The organism is Streptomyces sp. NPDC049040 (genome assembly GCF_043197715.1).
Lineage (GTDB): Bacteria > Actinomycetota > Actinomycetes > Streptomycetales > Streptomycetaceae > Actinacidiphila.
In genome coordinates, this window is the sequence record NZ_JBICTO010000005.1 from 214382 (window position 1) to 231229 (window position 16848).

General features: G+C 75.0%; 13 protein-coding genes. 6 read left to right on the plus strand and 7 right to left on the minus strand.

The window, feature by feature from the left end; translation table 11 throughout:
* Positions 1-108: 108 nt before the first annotated feature.
* Positions 109-432, minus strand: a complete 324-nt coding sequence (locus tag ACGFMP_RS16530) for a plasmid stabilization protein (protein WP_393673064.1) — start codon at positions 430-432, stop codon at positions 109-111.
* A 259-nt stretch (positions 433-691) separates the two neighbouring features.
* Positions 692-1831, minus strand: coding sequence for a universal stress protein (locus tag ACGFMP_RS16535; RefSeq protein ID WP_393673066.1), 1140 nt, complete (start codon positions 1829-1831; stop codon positions 692-694).
* Positions 1832-2325: 494 nt separating this feature from the next.
* Between ACGFMP_RS16535 and ACGFMP_RS16540 the strand changes: the two genes are divergently transcribed.
* Complete coding sequence (locus ACGFMP_RS16540) at positions 2326-4842, plus strand: ATP-binding protein (protein ID WP_393673336.1); 2517 nt, start codon at positions 2326-2328, stop codon at positions 4840-4842.
* Here ACGFMP_RS16540 and ACGFMP_RS16545 read toward each other — a convergent pair.
* From ACGFMP_RS16545 to ACGFMP_RS16560, 4 genes are all read right to left on the minus strand, one after another.
* Positions 4829-5446 carry a TOPRIM nucleotidyl transferase/hydrolase domain-containing protein gene (locus ACGFMP_RS16545; RefSeq protein ID WP_393673068.1) on the minus strand — a complete coding sequence of 206 codons (618 nt, stop codon included), beginning with the start codon at positions 5444-5446 and terminating at the stop codon, positions 4829-4831. The genes ACGFMP_RS16540 and ACGFMP_RS16545 overlap by 14 nt on opposite strands.
* 103 nt (positions 5447-5549) lie before the next feature.
* On the minus strand, positions 5550-6584 hold the full coding sequence (locus tag ACGFMP_RS16550; RefSeq protein ID WP_393673070.1) for a zinc-binding dehydrogenase: 1035 nt from the start codon (positions 6582-6584) through the stop codon (positions 5550-5552).
* 74 nt (positions 6585-6658) lie between these two features.
* Complete coding sequence (locus ACGFMP_RS16555; protein ID WP_393673072.1) at positions 6659-7030, minus strand: DUF2255 family protein; 372 nt, start codon at positions 7028-7030, stop codon at positions 6659-6661.
* 199 nt (positions 7031-7229) lie between these two features.
* Positions 7230-8042, minus strand: coding sequence for a (2Fe-2S)-binding protein (locus tag ACGFMP_RS16560; RefSeq protein ID WP_393673073.1), 813 nt, complete (start codon positions 8040-8042; stop codon positions 7230-7232).
* Positions 8043-8236: 194 nt separating this feature from the next.
* Here ACGFMP_RS16560 and ACGFMP_RS16565 point away from each other — a divergent pair, with 194 nt between their 5' ends.
* The 5 genes from ACGFMP_RS16565 (at position 8237) to ACGFMP_RS16585 (ending at position 15011) form a co-directional block, all read left to right on the plus strand.
* A complete protein-coding gene (locus ACGFMP_RS16565; protein WP_393673074.1) occupies positions 8237-9451 on the plus strand; it encodes an acetyl-CoA carboxylase biotin carboxylase subunit family protein in 1215 nt (404 codons plus the stop codon).
* 56 nt (positions 9452-9507) lie between these two features.
* Positions 9508-11361: an IucA/IucC family protein gene (locus ACGFMP_RS16570; protein WP_393673338.1), complete on the plus strand. Its 1854-nt coding sequence runs from the start codon at positions 9508-9510 to the stop codon at positions 11359-11361.
* Entirely contained in the window at positions 11361-13142 is a 1782-nt protein-coding gene (locus ACGFMP_RS16575; protein ID WP_393673075.1) for an IucA/IucC family protein, read from the plus strand. Before ACGFMP_RS16570 ends, ACGFMP_RS16575 begins: the two co-directional genes overlap by 1 nt.
* The gene (locus ACGFMP_RS16580) at positions 13139-14386 is read left to right on the plus strand and encodes a type III PLP-dependent enzyme (RefSeq protein WP_393673076.1); all 1248 of its coding nucleotides are present in this window, start codon (positions 13139-13141) and stop codon (positions 14384-14386) included. The genes ACGFMP_RS16575 and ACGFMP_RS16580 overlap by 4 nt, the downstream gene beginning before the upstream one ends.
* Before the next feature lie 193 nt (positions 14387-14579).
* Positions 14580-15011, plus strand: coding sequence for an Asp23/Gls24 family envelope stress response protein (locus tag ACGFMP_RS16585; protein WP_393673078.1), 432 nt, complete (start codon positions 14580-14582; stop codon positions 15009-15011).
* Here the strand turns inward: ACGFMP_RS16585 and metG are convergent.
* Positions 14960-16531, minus strand: a complete 1572-nt coding sequence (gene metG / locus ACGFMP_RS16590; protein ID WP_393673079.1) for a methionine--tRNA ligase — start codon at positions 16529-16531, stop codon at positions 14960-14962. The genes ACGFMP_RS16585 and metG overlap by 52 nt on opposite strands.
* Positions 16532-16848 lie beyond the last annotated feature (317 nt).

Sequence of the window (16848 nt, forward strand, 5' to 3'; positions counted from 1 at the left end):
CCGCCCCCCCCCCCCGGGCGGGGGGGCCCCCCCGCGGGGGCGGGGGGGGGGGGGGGGGCGCCCCCCCCCCCCCGCCCCCCCCCCCCGGTCACCGCGGTCGGCTGACCGTCAGCGGCCGAGCGCTTTGCTCAGCTCGGACTTGGTCATCGCCGAGCGGCCCTTGACGCCGCGCTGCCTGGCCTCGTTGTAGAGCTGCTCCTTGGTGGGGCCGCCGGAGCCGGAGTGCGAGCGCCGTCCGCCGCGTTCCGACGACGACATGTCCCGCAGGGAGCTGCGGCTCGCGGTCTTGGACTCTCCCGACCTGGCCCGCTCCTTGTTCACGGTGCGCGCGGCGATCTCCTTCGCCCGCTCCTCGGACTCGCCGCGGTTCTCGGCGCTGTCCTTGATGTGCTCGTACTGCCGTTCGCGCTTGGCGTTCGAACCTCGGGGCATGAAGCCCGCCTCCTTCGTCTCCTGATGTCCGCGGCCGTACGCCCGCGGCGCCGCCCGGTGGCGGCGTGACCTGGCACCGTGCCCGGCCGCCGGGCCCGACGTCCCCCGCTGCATTGCCGCGGGTGCGTCCCCGGCACCACCGGACCGGGTACCCCGCCGCGCGGCGCGGGCACACCCCGGCACGGGATTCCCTCCCGATGGGCCCGCGGCTGGGCCGCCGCGCCGACCCGGGCTGCGGAGTCCCGGTGGCGTACCCGGATCACGGCGGGCACTCCCACTCGTCGGAGTCGCCCGCGCCGCGCCGCAGCAGCCGGCCGTGGGCGGCTTCCGAGTGCGTGACGACGTGCACGTCGATGTCGTCCCCCGAGCCCTCGATGATGGTCTCGCCGGTGCCGCGGGAGAACACCCGCTTGACGCGGCTGCGGCGGGTGGCGCCGATGACGATCTGGCTGGCGTTGACCTCGCGGGCGAAGGACAGGACCGCCCCGGCGGTGTCGTTGCCCGCGACCGTGTGCCAGCTGCCGCCGAGCTCCTCCACCAGCGAGCGCTGGCGGGTCAGGTGCTGGGACGCGGCGGTGGTCAGCGCGTCGTCGGGCTCGACGTGGACGGCGAGGAATTCGCCGCCCGCGCCTCGGGAGGCGGTGCGCTTGGCACGCCGGACGAGGGTGTCGCCCTCAGGGCCGCCGGACAGGGCGACCAGCACGCGTTCGCGCGTCGACCACGGCTGCTGGATGCCGTGGTCGTGGCGGTAGCGGAGCAGGGCCTCCTCGACGCGGTCGGCCACCCACAGCAGGGCGATCTCCCGCAGCGCGGTCAGGTTCCCGGCGCGGAAGTAGTTGGCGAGCGCGAGTTCGACCTTCTCGGGGGGATAGATGTTGCCGTGGGCCATGCGGCGGCGCAGCGCCTCCGCAGACATGTCGACCACCTCGATCTGGTCGGCCCCGCGGACCACGTCGTCCGGCACGGTCTCGTGCTGCCTGACGCCGGTGATGTGCTCGACCACGTCGTTGAGCGACTCCAGGTGCTGGATGTTCACGGTGGAGACCACGTCGATCCCCGCGTCCAGTAGTTCCCGCACGTCCTCCCAGCGCTTGCGGTGCCGCGAGCCGGGGATGTTGGTGTGGGCGAGTTCGTCGACCAGCGCGAGCCGCGGATGGCGGGCGAGGACAGCGTCGAGGTCCATCTCGGTGAACGTGCAGTCACGGTAGGCCAGCGTCCTGCGCGGCACGCTCTCCAGGCCTTCGGCCATCCGCCTGGTCAGCGGCCTGCCGTAGTCCTCCATGAAGGCGATGACCACATCGGTGCCCCGGCCCGCCCGGCGGTGTCCCTCGCCGAGCATGTCGTAGGTCTTGCCCACCCCGGGGGCTGCCCCGAGATACACCCGCAGTCTCCCGCTCACCACGGCCTCCTTCCGGGCGGGCCGCCCGGCCGCCGCAGCGGCTCGGCACCGCGCGTGGCGCGCCGGGAACGCCTGTCACCGTCCCCTCTCCATGGTCGTCCATCGGCGGCCGTCCACCAGCGGTGGCAGCACCCAGGGACGGGCGCGGCGTCAAGGTGGCGTCAAGAGACCCGGCGGCGACGTCAGGAGTCCGCCAAAACCGCAGGGGAGCGGCCTTCCGGCAGGGTTTGCTGGCGGACGCCGGCCCGTACCGGCACCGCACCCGGCCTGCGCCTCCCGAGGGTTCCCCGCATCGGCTCCGCCCGCGTCCGCACGCGGCACGGCGTGGAGCGCCGGCGGCAGCCGGGCGGCGCGACCGGTCCAGCACCTGCCCGAGGAGGGCCCCGGTGAACGACGCCGTCTTCCCCACCCCCGCAGGACCGCCACCGGGCGAGCGGCCCGGCAGGCTCAAGGTCTTCCTCGGCGCCGCCCCGGGCGTGGGCAAGACCTACCGGATGCTGGACGAGGGACGGCGCCGCGCCGAACGCGGCACCGACGTCGTCGTCGGCTTCGTCGAGTGCCACAAGCGGCCCCGCACCGAGCGGATGCTCGACGGTCTCGAGGTCCTGCCCAGGGCCGAGCGCGACTACCGGGGCACGGTCTTCACCGAGATGGACCTCGAAGCGATCCTGGAACGCGCCCCGCAGCTCGCCCTCGTCGACGAGCTCCCGCACACCAACGTCCCCGGCAGCCGGCACGCCAAGCGCTGGCAGGACATCGACGAGCTGCTGGCCGCCGGCATCGACGTCGTCACCACTGTCAACATCCAGCACCTCGAATCGCTCAACGACGTCGTCCGGAAGATCACCGGAGTGCCGCAGCGCGAGACCGTACCCGACGAGGTCGTCCGCCGCGCCCACCAGATCGAACTGGTCGACATGCCCGCCGAGGCCCTTCGCCGCCGGATGGCGCACGGCAACGTCTACGCCCCGGAGAAGGTCGACGCGGCCCTGTCGAACTACTTCCGGGTCGGCAACCTCACCGCCCTGCGCGAGCTCGCCCTGCTGTGGCTCGCGGGACGGGTCGACGAGGGGCTGCGCAAATACCGCCACGAGCACGGCATAGGGCGGGTGTGGGAGACCCGGGAGCGGGTCGTGGTCGCGCTGACCGGCGGCCCCGAGGGCGAGACGCTGATCCGCCGGGCCGCCCGTATCGCCGACCGGTCCGCCGGCGGCGACGTCCTGGCCGTCCACATCGCCCGCAGCGACGGGCTCGCCGACATCTCACCGGCCGCGCTGGCCCGGCAGCGTGCGCTGGTGGAGTCGCTTGACGGCACCTTCCACACGGTGGTCGGCGACCACGTCCCCACCGCGCTGCTGGACTTCGCCCGCGCCGAGAGCGCCACCCAGCTGGTCATCGGCACCAGCCGCCGCGGCAGGCTCTCGCACTTCCTGACCGGCCGGGGAGTGGGTGAGACGACGGTGGAACTCTCGGGCGACATCGACGTCCACATGGTCACCCACGAGAGGGCCCGGCGAGGACGCCTGCTGCGGGTCCCCCGCAGCGGGCTGTCCCGGGCGCGCCGCGTCGCCGGCCCGGTGGCGGGCCTGGTGGTCCCCGCGCTGCTGACCCTGCTGCTGACCGGCACGGGCAGCAGCCTCAACCTGACCAGCGACGCACTGCTCTTCCTGCTCGCGGTCGTCGGCGTCGCCTGCATCGGCGGGGTCCTGTCCGCGCTGCTCGCCGCCGTCACCGCGTCCCTGCTGCTCAACTACTGCTTCATCCCGCCGATCCACAAGTTCACCGTCGGCGAGGCCAACAATGCCCTGGCACTGGCGGTCTTCGCCGTGGTCGCGGTGACGGTGGCGACCGTCGTGGGCCACTCGCTGCGGCTGTCCCGGCGCGCGGCCGGCGCGACAGCCGAGGCCGAGGCCCTGTCCTCGATGGCGGGCAGCATCCTGCGCGGCGACCGGGGCGTCGACGCGCTGCTGCGCCGTACCAGGGAGGCGTTCGGCATGGACACCGCCGAGTTGGTGCACCGCGCGACCCTCGACACGGAGGGCGCAGGCTCCGTGCCGGGCGCCGGCGGACCCGGCACCGGACCCCGCGGCGAGGGCACCGATGTCGTCGTGCCCGTCGGGCCCGACGACCGCCTCGTCCTGCGCGGCCGCGCCCTGGCCGCGTCGGAACACCGGGTGCTCGTCGCCTTCGCCGGGCACGTGGCCGCCGCGCTTGAACGCGCCCGGCTGGCCGAAGCCGCCGCCGAGGTCGAGCCGGTGAAGGCCGCGGACCGGATGCGGACCGCCCTGCTGGCCGCGGTCAGCCACGACCTGCGCACCCCCATCGCCACCGGCTGGGCCGCCGTCAGCAGCCTCCGCAGCCGGGACGTGACCTTCAGCGACGAGGACCGCGACGAGCTGCTGGCCACCGCGGAGGAGTCGATGGCCAGGCTCAACCGCCTCGTCGACAACCTCCTCGACATGAGCCGGCTACAGGCCGGCGCGCTCACCCTGCGCCTCCAGCCCACCGCCCTCGCGGAGATCCTGCCGCTCGCACTCGACAGCCTTCCCGACACCGCGCCGCCCGTCCTCACCCGAGGCATCACCGAGGCCGACGACGTCCTGGCCGACCCGCCGCTGCTGGAAAGGGTGATCGCCAACCTCGTCGCGAACGCCGCGCGGCACACACCGCCCGGCAGGAAGGTCCTGGTCACCGCGAGTGCCCTCGCCGGCAGGGTCGAGCTGCGGGTCGTCGACCAGGGCCCCGGGCTGCCCGCCGAGGACCGCGACCGCGTCTTCGAGCCCTTCCAGCGGCTGGGGGACACCGACAACACCACGGGCCTCGGCCTCGGACTCGCGCTCTCCCGCGGTCTGACCGACGCGATGGGCGGGACCCTCACCCCCGAGGACACGCCCGGCGGCGGCCTGACCATGGTCGTCGCGCTGCCCGCGGCGGCGCCCGCTCCGATCGAGGAGGCGCAGGCCCGGCCGGCTGCCACCGCGTGCAGCGGCCCGGCGGTCACAGGCCCCTGAGCAGGGCGTCCAGCGGGGCGGGTACGCGATCGGGGTCGAGGGCTTCGACCAGGACACGGCCGTAGTGGATCTTGCGGCCCTTCTTCGTACCGAGGAAGCGCCGCAACCGCGGCTCCGCGGTGCGGTCCCGCTGCGCGGGCTGGCCCACGAAGGTCGTGAGCGCGCGCAGGTCGCCCTCCGCCCGGATGAGCTCCTCCACCCGGGGCGCGCCGAGCGCGCGGATGAGCTCGTCCTCCAGGTCCGCCGCGCAGACGAAGAACTCCTGCCCCGCCGCACCGGCCCGCTCGAACCCGCGGGCGTAGTAGCCGCGTTCCGCCTCGTCGCACAGCCCCGTCAGGCGCAGGCCGAGCCCGGAAGGACCGAGGAGCCCGGCGAAGCGCCCGACGCTCATCGCACCGCCCATCGGCAGGACGCAGACCCCTTCTGCCGCGAGGTTCCGGCCGCGGCGTGCGGCCAGCGCGTCCACCGCCGCCGCGTCGCTGCGCCCTTCGAGCAGGACCGCCGTCCTGACGCCCCCCTGCCCCGCCAGCTCGTATGCGGTCTCGCCCGTGCCACCGGCCGCCCACGCGGTGACCGCGTCCCGGAACATCCCCATGTCAGCCATGAGCCGAGTCTGGAGCCCCTTGCGTCAGGCGCGGTAGGGATTTTCCGCCGGCGGACCCCGTCCGGGGGGGCGGGGCGGGTCGTCGGGCCCGGCGGATCGGCGGTCAGGGCCGGATCAGGACCTTCAGGGCCTCGCGGTCGTTCATCGCCCGGTAGCCCTCGGCGATGTCCTCGAGGCCGATCGTGCGGTCGAAGACGCGGCCGGGCCTGATCGAGCCGTCGAGGATGTGCGGCATCAGCTCCTCGATGGAGGCCCGGGCGGGGGCCACACCGCCGGTGAGGGTGATGTTGCGCTTGAAGTCACCGAAGCCGAAGGGGACGTCGGTGGACTGGGGTGCGCCGACCCGGCTGATCGTCCCGCCGTCCCGGACCGCGCCGAAGGCCTGCACGATCGCATCCTTCAGGCCGACGCATTCGAGGACCTTGCGGGCGCCCTCTCCGCCGGTCAGGTCCCGCACCCGGGCGACGCCCTCCTGGCCGCGCTCGGCCACCACCTCGGTCGCGCCGAAGTCGCGGCCCAGGTCGGTGCGCACCTTGTGGCGGCCCATGAGGATGATCTGCTCGGCGCCCCGCATCTTCGCGGCGATCACCGAAGCGAGGCCCACGGCGCCGTCGCCGATGACGGCGACCGTGTCACCGCGCGCGACGCCGGCGGTGCGGGCCGCGTGGTGACCGGTGCACAGGACGTCGGAGAGGGTCAGCAGGTCGGGCAGCAGTTCGGAGTCCTCGCCGACCGGGAGCCGGACCAGGGTGCCGTCTGCGTACGGGATGCGTGCCGCCTGGCCCTGCCCGCCGTCGACGCCGTTCACTCCCCACTGCCCGCCGTGCAGGCAGGAGCTCTGCAGCCCCTCGCGGCAGTAGGCGCAGGTGTTGTCGGCGTAGAGGAACGGGGCCACCGCCAGGTCGCCCGGCTTCAGGCCGTGCACCCCGGAGCCGACCTGCTCGACGACACCGATGAACTCGTGCCCCATGTGGCGGGGGTTGTCGGTGGGCGGCAGCGACTTGTAGGGCCACAGGTCGCTGCCGCAGACGCAGGACAGCACGATCCGTACGACGGCGTCGGTGGGATTGCGGATCTGCGGACGTGCGACGTCCTCGACGCGTACGTCGCCGGCCGCGTACATCAGGGTGGCTCGCATGGGCGGGCGCCTCCTCCGGGCTGCGGGGGGAGATCTGTCGGAAGGTCCGGCCGGGTTCACCGCCCGGACCGGCTTCAGCTCGGGTCGAGCCGGAGAGTGGAGGTCCTGGCCTCGTCGGTCAGCAGGTTGGGCACGATGCTCGCGTAGCGGCCGTACTTGTCGTTGTACGCGGCGTCCACATCGGCGTACTCGCGCTGGTCCGCCTGCCGGAAGCTCACCTTCCTGCGCACCCCGCCGGCGTCGACCCGGCCCTGGTGGTGCGACGTCGTGCCGCGGTACCAGGGGCCCTTGGTGCCCTTGACGGAGCGGACGTAGAGGTGGTCGGAGACGCGGACCACCCAGATGGTCACCGGGTCGCGCAGGCTGCCGTCGGCCCGCTCTGACTGCAGGCTCAGCTCCTCGGCCGCGCCGATCTTCTCCAGATCCGTACTGCTCCAGTCGGTCATGGTCGTTCCTTCCGGGACGGTGGGAGGTGGTCGCGGGGCGCCGGGCGGTACCGGCCTCGCGGGGCCGTCCGCCGCCCTCCACTTCCACCGTCACCCGTACCCCGCAAGCCGGCCAGCGGGGGGCCGGGCCCGGACATCGCCGCGCCCGGCCTGCCGGCCGCGTCCGCGGCGCCCAGGGGGCGGGGCCGCGCGCCGGCGGTCAGGCGCCGGCCGGTGCCGCGACGGGGGCCGCGCGGCCGGCGGCCTTCAGCCGCGGGCAGGTGGAGCAGGTCTCCTCCGGGCGGACCGTGTAATGCATGCAGCAGCCGATCCGGGTGCGGGTCAGCCGGTCGGGGCCCGGGTGGTCGTCGGGCAGCCGGCGGAAGCGCGCGCCGCCGGGGAAGGGCGGGGTGGGCTCGGGAAGCAGCCGGTCGGCCAGCTCGGCGCCGTGTTCCTCCTCGCCCAGCGCCCGGCCCAGACACCACAGCCCGGAGACGAGGTCGTCGCCCACCATGCCCCACAGGGCTCGGGTGCCGCGCCGCAGCTGCGGCCGCAGTGCCGCCAACAGCGGGCGTACGTGGTCGGCGACCGCCCTGCGCAGCTCGGCGCGCAGGGCCTCCTCGGAGTCCAGCACGCGGATCCCGGGGTCGCCGGCCGCGGCGTCGCCCTCCAGGCAGGCGAACGGGCCGGGAGTGACCCGTACCGCCCCGCCGGGTCCGACCAGGACGTCGGCGGGGCGCAGCAGCGGCACCCGCCGTTCCAGGTACCAGGGGCCGCTGATCAGCAGTCCTGCGGACCAGAGGTAGCCGTGCAGCGCCCGGGAGGCCACCACGTCGGCACGGGCTTCCACGGCGTACCGGCCGCGGATCCCGGCGGCCTGTGCCGCCAGCCACGACTGCCGGGCACCGTCGTCGTGGGCCAGCCGGGCGCCGTCCACCCAGCCGGGATCGGTCGCGCGGGCCGGCGCGTCGACGTCCAGGCCCAGGGCTGGGCAGAGCGCGGCCAGCCGCCGGTAGGCCGGGACCAGGCTCACGCAGGCTCCCCACGTCGGCGCCGAATGAAGTAAGGCTGACCTAACCATGATCTTCTACCACCGGGCAACTCGGCGCGCCGGGAGGCGAATTGACAACATTAGGTATGCCTAACCTAGGCTCGTCGCGCTGTGGACCACCCGCCCCTGGAACAGGGCGGTTCGGCCCGTCTCCCCCGCGCGGAAGCTGACCTCCTGTGCAGATGTACCTGCTGGCCCTGAACCCGACGGACTCGGTCACCGAGGGGTTCCTGCCGGCCGCGCGGCGTCTCGGCCTGGCCGTCACCGTGCTCACCGACCAGCCCGCGGCGCACCGCGCGGCCGCGGGGGACGCCTACGACGGCGTGGAGGTGATCGAGTGCCCGGTCCGCGACTTCCGCGCCGTGGTGGCCATGATCTCGGCCCACCGGCGGCCCGACGCCGTCTTCAGCAACAGCGACCACCTCCAGGTGCACACGGCGCTGGCGGCCGCCTACTTCGGCCTGCCCGCCAAGGACTGGCGGGCGGCGCTGCGGACGAAGGACAAAGCCGAGATGCGCCGCGGCCTCGCCGCGGCGGGCCTGTCCGCAGGCGCCGCCGTGCACGCCGTGGAACTGCCCGCGGGAGCGGATCCGGCGACCGTCCTGGACCGGCAGGACATCCGCTACCCGTGCGTCGTCAAACCCCGGGAGGGCGTGGCGAGCGAGGACGTCGTCCTGGTACGGGACCGCTCGGACCTGCTGGCCCGCTGCGCGGAGATCCGGGCCCGCCGTCCCGGGGACGCCCTGGTCGTCGAGGAATTCCTGCCGGGCGCACTGCACACCCTGGAGACCCTCGGCGACGGCACGGACCGCAGGGTGCTCGGCGGCTTCCGCACCCGGCTGTCGCCGCCGCCGTACTTCATCGAGGAGCGGCTGACGTGGGAGCCGGAACAGCCCGAGCCCGTCGTGGCCCAGGTGCTGGCGCAGCTCGACGCACTGGGCGTGGGGTTCGGAGCCTGCCACACCGAATTCGTCGTCGACCGCGGCGTGGCCCGGCTCGTCGAGGTCAACTACCGGGCCATCGGCGACCAGTGCGACCTGCTGCTCGCCGACCTGCTCCGGGTGCCGTTCTTCGATCTCGTCCTGCGCGTCCATCTGGGTGAACCGCTGCCGCCCGGACCGTGGCCCGCACCGGGCCGCGCCGCCTGCCTCGCCTACCCCTGCGCCGACCGCGCCGGCACGCTCACCGCCGCACCCGGTGCCGAGGACGTCGACGTCGAAGGGGTGCGGCTGGCCTACCGGCCGCTGCGCGCCGTCGGCAGCCGCAGGCCGCTGCACCACACCAACCGCGACCTGCTGGGCGTGGTGCGGGCCATCGGCCCCGACCAGGAGACCGTGGACCGCAGGGTGGACGCCTTCCTCGACGCGCGGACCTGGGAGATCACCCCGTGACCCGGGCACCGGACGCCGCCGGCACCACCCGGCCCGGCACGCAGGACCGCAGCCCCGTGCCGCCCGCGGCCGGCGGCACCGTCGAGGACGCGCTGCTGCTGCGGGTGCTGAGCACCCTGCTCCGCGAGGACGTCTGCGGGCTGCGCACCCGCGGCACCCTCGAGGACCGGGAGGACGGGCGCTGGCTGCGGCTGAGCGGCCCGCAGGAGCGGGACCTGCTGCTGCCGGTCAGGGACGACGGCTTCCAGTGCGAGTACGCGGCCCGGCTGCCGCTGCTGCGCACCGAACCCGCAGCCCCCCGCACGCCCGCGCCCGGAACCCCCGACCCCCGGCCGCCCGCGCCCCGAACGGCCTCCGGCGGCCGGGAGCTGACCACAGGCGAGGACGTACTCGCCGCGCTGGCCCGGTGCGCGGCGCCCGAGGACGCGCCCGGATTCGACGCGTTCGCCGCCGAGTACCGCGACGCACTGGTCTCGCTGCGGCTCCAGGAGGCGACCCGCGACGAGACGGCGGCACGGCTCACCGCCCGCCACGGACCCGACCCCGCGAGGTGGCGTGGCCACACCGCGTCCCTCGCCTTCGACACCCTCGCCGCCCGCCGCGGACATCCGCTCCATCCCACCTCCGCCGCCCGCCCCGGCCTGACCGCCGACCAGCTCCTGCGGCACGCTCCCGAATTCGCGCCGTCCTTCGCGCTGCGCTGGCTCGCCGTGCCGCGAACCTCGCTGACCTTCGGCGGACCGGCGGCCGACCCGCTCACCGCGTTCTGGCCGGCCCCGTCCGATCTGGGCCTCGCCTGGCTCGACCGCAGCCATGTCGCCCTGCCCGTGCACCCGCTGACCGCCGCGGGCCCGCTGGACCGCGCACTGCGATCCACCGGCCTGGCCGACCGGGCGGTGCTCGCGGAACGCCCCTTCCTGACCGCGGAACCCACCCTGTCGACCCGTACGGTGGCCCTGCCCGAACACCCCGGTGTGCACCTGAAACTGCCGCTGGCGACCGCCACGCTCGGCCTGCTCAACCGCCGCACCATCAAGCCCGGCACCCTGATGGACGGGGCCGCCGCCCAGCAGCTGCTGGCGGCGGTGACCGCACGCGAGCCGCACTTCGCGGGCCGGGTCCTGCACAGCGACGAGACCCGCTGGGCCCACGCCGGCCATGAGCTGATCGCGGTGCTGGTACGCCGGCAGCCCGCAGGGCTCGACGACTGCCTCCAGCTGCCGCTCGCGGCGCTGCCCGCCGCCGCCCCCGACGGCCGGCTGGTCGCCGACCACCTCGCCGACCGCTACACCGGCGGTGACCCGGTGGCGCTGTTCGACGCCGTCCTCACCCTGCTCCTGGACTGGCAGACCACCCTGTTCGGCTACGGCATCGCTCTGGAGTCCCACCAGCAGAACATCTCGCTGCTGCTGGACGACTCCGGCGGCGCCACCCGGCTGCGCCTGCTGTTCAAGGACGACGACGGGCTGCGGATCAACCGCCACCGGCTGGCCGCCACCCTGGGACGGGACACCCCGGGGCCCGGCGCCCCCGAAGTCCCCGGGCCCGCGGACTTCGACGACCACCGGATAACCGTGGACGACGACGGGCCGCTCCTCGCGCTCTTCACCACCATCACCGTCCACCTGTGCGCCGGCTCCCTGGCCCTCGCGCTCTCAGGTCCCGGCCGGGCCCCCCTGCCCGAGCTGCTGCGGCTGGTCCGCGACCGCCTCGCCGAGGCGGCGGCCCGCCTCGGCGACCGACCCGGCAGCCCGGGGCGGGCGCTGCGCACCGCGGTACTCGAAGCCGACCGGCTGCCCGTCAAGGCGATGGTGACCGCGGGCACCCTGCTGAGCAAGCAGCGCTCGGGCGCCTCCGACATCAACAAGCACTACACCACCGGCCCCAACTACCTTCCGCGCGAGCACTGATGCCCTGGTCTTCCGCCCCACCGCCCACCGCCGCCCGCGAACTGCCCCCACCCGACGACGCGGTGGCCCACACCCTGCTCAACTGCCTGCTCCGCGAGGTCAGCGCGCCCGAGCAGGCGGCCACCGTCTCCGGCGGCCGCCTGCTGCTGCGGCTGCCGCACCACGGGACGCGGCTGCGGGTGGCGATCCGCCGCACCTCCCTGCTGGGCGCCCACCGCTTCACCGGCCCGGTCTGCCAGTACGCGGCCGGCGACTGGTCGCCCATCGGCTGGCGGCAGCTCGCCGAGCACATCCGTGCGGAGCTGGCGGCCCGCACCGGGCTGGCCAACGACGAGTTCGTGGCCCAGGTCGCCGCCAGCCACCAGGGCGTCACCGCGGGGCTCGCCCAGCCCCGCCCGCACCCCGGCGGCGACCCGCACGCCCGCTACCTGGCCTCGGAGCAGTCCCTGGTCTTCGGCCACCGCTTCCACCCCGCGCCCAAGGCCCGCGACGCCGGCCCCGCCGCATGGCGCGCCTACGCGCCCGAGGCCGCCGCCGTCTTCCCGGTGCGCCTGCTCGCCGTCAGGGACGCCCTGGTCGTCCAGGAACAGGCCGAGCCGGGGGCGGCCGCTCCGCTGGACGGCCTCGCGCAGGCACCCGCAGGACACCGGCTCCTGCCCGTGCACCCCTGGCAGTGGGACCTGCTGCGGCACCGCCCGGCGCTGGCGGCCGCCCTCGGCCGCGGCGACGTTCGCGACCTCGGCCCCGGCGGCACCCCCTTCGCGGCCACCGCCTCCGTGCGCACCCTCTACGACGGCGGGACGTTCCTGAAGTTCAGCCTGAACGTGCGGATCACGAACTGCCTGCGCAAGAACGCCCGCTACGAACTGTCGGGCGCGGTGGCGCTGACCCGGCTGCTCGGCCCGATGGCCGCCGACCTGGCCGCGCGCTTCCCCGGCAGCGCGGTCCTGCGGGAGCCGGCGTACCGCAGCATGGCGCTGCCAGGTCCCGGGGGCGGGACGGACCTCGACCTGCTGGAGGGCTTCGGGGTGATCGTCAGGGAGGGCCTGGGCGGCCGGACCGCGCCGGGCGCCACCGCACTGCTGGCGGCCGCCGTCGCCGACGAGTACCCCACAGGGCCCGCGCACATCTCCCGCCTGCTGCCAGGCGCCGGACCCGCGGCGGTCCTGCGCTGGTGGCAGGCCTATCTCGCGCTGCTCGTGCCGCCCGTCCTGGCCGCCTACCTCGACCACGGGGTGGTGCTCGAACCCCACCTGCAGAACGTCCTGGTGTGCGTCGGCGACGACGGGCACCCGCTGCAGGTCCTCTTCAGGGACCTGGAGGGCACCAAACTGCTTCCCGGCCACCACGGATCCGCCCTGGCCGGCCTGCCGGAAGACGTCGCAGGCCCCCTCACCTACGACGCCGAGCAGGGCTGGACGCGGCTCGCCTACTGCCTGTTCGTCAACAACATCGGCGACATGCTCGCCGCGCTCGCCGACCTGTGCCCCGGAAGCGAGCCGGCCCTCTGGAACGTCGTGCGGCGCACCCTGACCGCCTACGGCGCCCGGCACGGCCGGCACCCCAGGATCGACGCGCTGCTGGCGGGCGAGCCGCTGCCGGCCAAGGCGAACCTCCTCACCCGCTGGGAGCGCGCGTCCGACCGGGAGGCGGCCTACGTCAGGCTGCCGTCGCCGCTGGCCGCCCGGCACACCGCGGGGGACCGGTCGGAACCGGCGGCGCAGGACCCTGCCGCGGCCTGCCAGGACGCCCGCGACCTGCCCCACGGGGCGGCGCGGTGAACCGCCCCGAGGGACGCGTGCGCGACCTCGCGCTGTCGCTGCCCGCCGGCGCCCTGCCGGCCTACATCTACGACCTCGCGGCGCTCGCCACCCACGCGGCCGCCGTCCGCGCCGCCCTGCCCCCGCTGGTGGAGCTGTACTACGCGGCCAAGGCCAACCCCGAGCCGCGGATCCTGGCCGCCCTCGCCCCGCACACCGACGGTTTCGAGGTTTCCTCAGGCGGTGAACTCGCCCACGTGGCCGCGGCGGTGCCCGGGCACCCCCTGGCGTTCGGCGGGCCGGGCAAGACCCCCGCGGAGATGGCCGCCGCCCTGGACCGCGGGGTGGGGCGCTTCCACGTCGAGAGCACGCACGAGCTGCGCACCCTCGCCCATCTGGCGGCCGCCCGGCGGGACCGGCAGGGACCTGTCCTGGTGCTGCTGCGCTTCAACCTCACCGTCCCCAGCGGACTCCTCGCGGGCGGGGCACTGGCCATGGGCGGCCGGCCCTCGCCCTTCGGACTCGACCCGGCCGAGGCCGACACCGCGGTACGGATGCTTGCCGACGGGTCGTGCCCGCACCTGGAGCTCGCCGGTGTGCACGCGCACCTCGCCAGCGGCCTGGCCGCGCCCGAACTGGCAGCCGTCGCCGCGGCGGTGGCCGGCTGGGCCGCCGCCCTGGCGGACCGGCACGGCCTGACCTTTCGCGAACTCAACGTCGGCGGCGGCATGCACGTCGACTACGCCGATCCCGCCGCCAGATTCGACTGGGCCGGCTACGGCGCCGCCCTGGCCCGCGTGGCCCGTGCCCACCCGGGACTGCGGCTGCGCATCGAGCCGGGGCGCGCGCTGACCGCGTACTGCGGCTGGTACGCCACCGAGGTCCTCGACGTGAAGCGCAGCCACGGCGAGGACTTCGCCGTCGTCCGCGGCGGCACCCATCACCTGCGCACCCCCGCGGCCCGCGGGCACGACCAGCCCTGCGCGGTGCTGCCCGTCGCCGGCTGGCCCTTCCCCTGGCCGCGGCCCGAGGGCGGCTCGGGGCCCGTGACCTTCGCCGGGCAGCTGTGCACGCCCAAGGACGTCCTGGCCCGCGCGGTCCCGGCCGCCGGGATCCGGGCGGGGGACCGTGTCGTCTTCGCCCTGGCCGGCGCCTATGCCTGGAACATCTCCCACCACGACTTCCTGATGCATCCGCACCCGGGCGTGCACTTCGTGGGCGGCCAGGACACCCCCGGGCCAGGCGCTGCCGCCCCGGAGTCCTGACCTGCGGCTCCCGCCCCGCGAAGTGGCGCGCCCGCAGGACCGGCCGCACAGTGGAACGAGAGGGCCGAACTCCCTGTTCGTGCCGGACGTCCGCCCGCCGGGCGCCTGTGCGAGGCCCGCGACGATACCGCCGTGCGGCCACAACGGCCCGGCCGGTACGACGATCCACCCTTCCCAGCTAAGGGGTATTCCCATGGCGAACACCGAGAACGCGTCCAGGTCCGTGTCGAGCCGCCGCAACGACGTCGGCGGCAAGACCACCATCGCCGACTCCGTGGTGGCGGTCATCGCCGGCGTCGCCGTCCGCGAGGTCGACGGGGTGCACACCATGGGCGGCGGCGCGTCCCGAGCGATGGGTGCCGTACGCGACACGGTGTCGCGCTCGACGGACTTCACCCGCGGCGTGAAGGTCGAGGTCGGCGAGAAGCAGGCCGCCGTCGACCTGGACGTCGTGGTCCTCTACGGCACCGAGATCGCCGACGCCGCCACCCAGATCCGCTCGCACGTCGCGAACGCGGTGGAGCGCATGACCGGCCTCGAGGTCGTGGAGATCAACGTCAACGTCCGCGACGTCTACATCCCCGGCGAGGAGAACGACGACGAGGACGAGTCCCGGGTCCGCTGACCCCCGCTCTCACCGAGCCGCGCGAACACCGGGCGCGCCGGCGGCAGCACACCGCCGGACGGTGCGCACTGCGCCCCGATACGGGCCGCGACACCGGGAACGAACGGTTCGAGCAGCACCGCGAGCCGCCCGCACGCGTCCAGCAGCGTGGTCAGCACGCCGTCCAGGCGCGCGCCTGCCGCCGCGTCACCGCCGCGCTCGGCTGCCGCCAGATCCCACGGCCGGGTGGCCTCGATACATCGGTTCGCCTCCTCCGCCACCGTCCACAGCGCGGCCGCGGCCCGCCGGAAGTCGTACCCCGCAAGCGCCGCCGCGACCCGCTGCGGTGCCTCCAGGCCCGCCCGCACCAGCGCGCGGGTCCCCTCGGGCGCCTGGCAGGCCTCTCCCGGGCGGCCGCCGCGGTAGCGGTGCACCATCGTCACCACCCGGTGCACCAGGTTCCCCAGGCCGCCCGCCAGGTCGGCGTCGGCCCGCGCGACCAGCCGGTCCGCGGTGAAGTCGGCGTCACCGACCCGCGGCACCTCGCGCAGCAGCCACCAACGCACGGCGTCCGTACCGAAATCGGCCACCAGGGCCGCCGGATCGACGCCGGTCCCCGCCGACTTGCTGATCTTTCGCCCGCCGACCGTCAGATAGTCGTGCACCAGGACGTCGGTCGGCAGCGGGAGCCCGGCGGACAGCAGCATCGCCGGCCAGTACACCGCGTGGAAGCGCAGCACGCCCTTGCCCGCCAGATGCACCCGCCGTCCGCCGCCCGACCACCACCGCTCGTACGCCGCGTCCCCTGTGCCGTAACCGAGGCCGGTGACGTAGTTGCCCAGCGCGTCCCACCACACGTAGACGACCTGCCCGTCGTCGTCCGGCACCGGGATGCCCCAGCCGTGCGCCCGGCTCCGGGAGCGCGACACCGAGAAGTCGTGCAGCCCGCCGTCGATGAGCGCCAGCACCTCGTTGCGGCGCACGGCGGGCTCGATCCGCAGCCGGCCCGAGGCGATCGCGGCACGCAGCGGGTCGGCGTGGCGCGACAGCCGGAAGAACCAGTTCTCCTCCGCCACGAGCACGGGTTCCGTGCCGTGCTCGGGGCAGCGCCGCCCGGCCAGCTCGTCCGGGGTGAAGAACTGCTCGCAGCCCACGCAGTACAGCCCCTCGTAGTGCCTGCGGTAGAGATCACCCGCCGCCGCGCACCGCCGCCACAGCCGCTCCACACCGACCCGGTGGCGCGGGTCGCTGCTGGTGCGGACGAAGTCGTCGAAGGACAGGGCCAGCGGCTCGCGCAGCGCGGCGAAGGCCTCGGCATTGCGGTCGACCAGATCCCGCACCGGGACGCCCTGCGCCTGCGCGGCCAGCACGTTCTTGAGCGAGTTGTCGTCCGTGCCGCTGACGAAGCGCACCTCGTCGCCTGCCTGCCGCCGATGCCGTGCCAGCACGTCGGCCTGTACGAGCTCCAGCGCGAAGCCCAGGTGCGGCCGGGCGTTGACGTAGGGAATCGTCGTCGTGACGTAGAAGCGCTGCTTTTCCATCGGAACCTCCTCCTTCGGTGAGGCGGGGCTCCGGAGGCGCGGCCGGGACGGCTCGTCCCGGTCGCGCGCACGAAAAAGAGGCCCCGTCCCAGGGGCCTCGGACACGTCACACGCCGTCCGCGTCAGCAGCCCCGTCCGGGGGCCGTCATTCGCGACTGGTGTGTGATCATGCCGCCACCGTAGCAGCGCCCGCCCCATGGGACACCCGGATTTCGCGCCGCCCCGCCCCGTCGCCGCCCCGCCGTGCCGCCAGCCGGGCCGCCGGCCGGTCGGCACACGGGAGCGCCGCGCACAGCCCTCGGCGAATCCCTTGACTC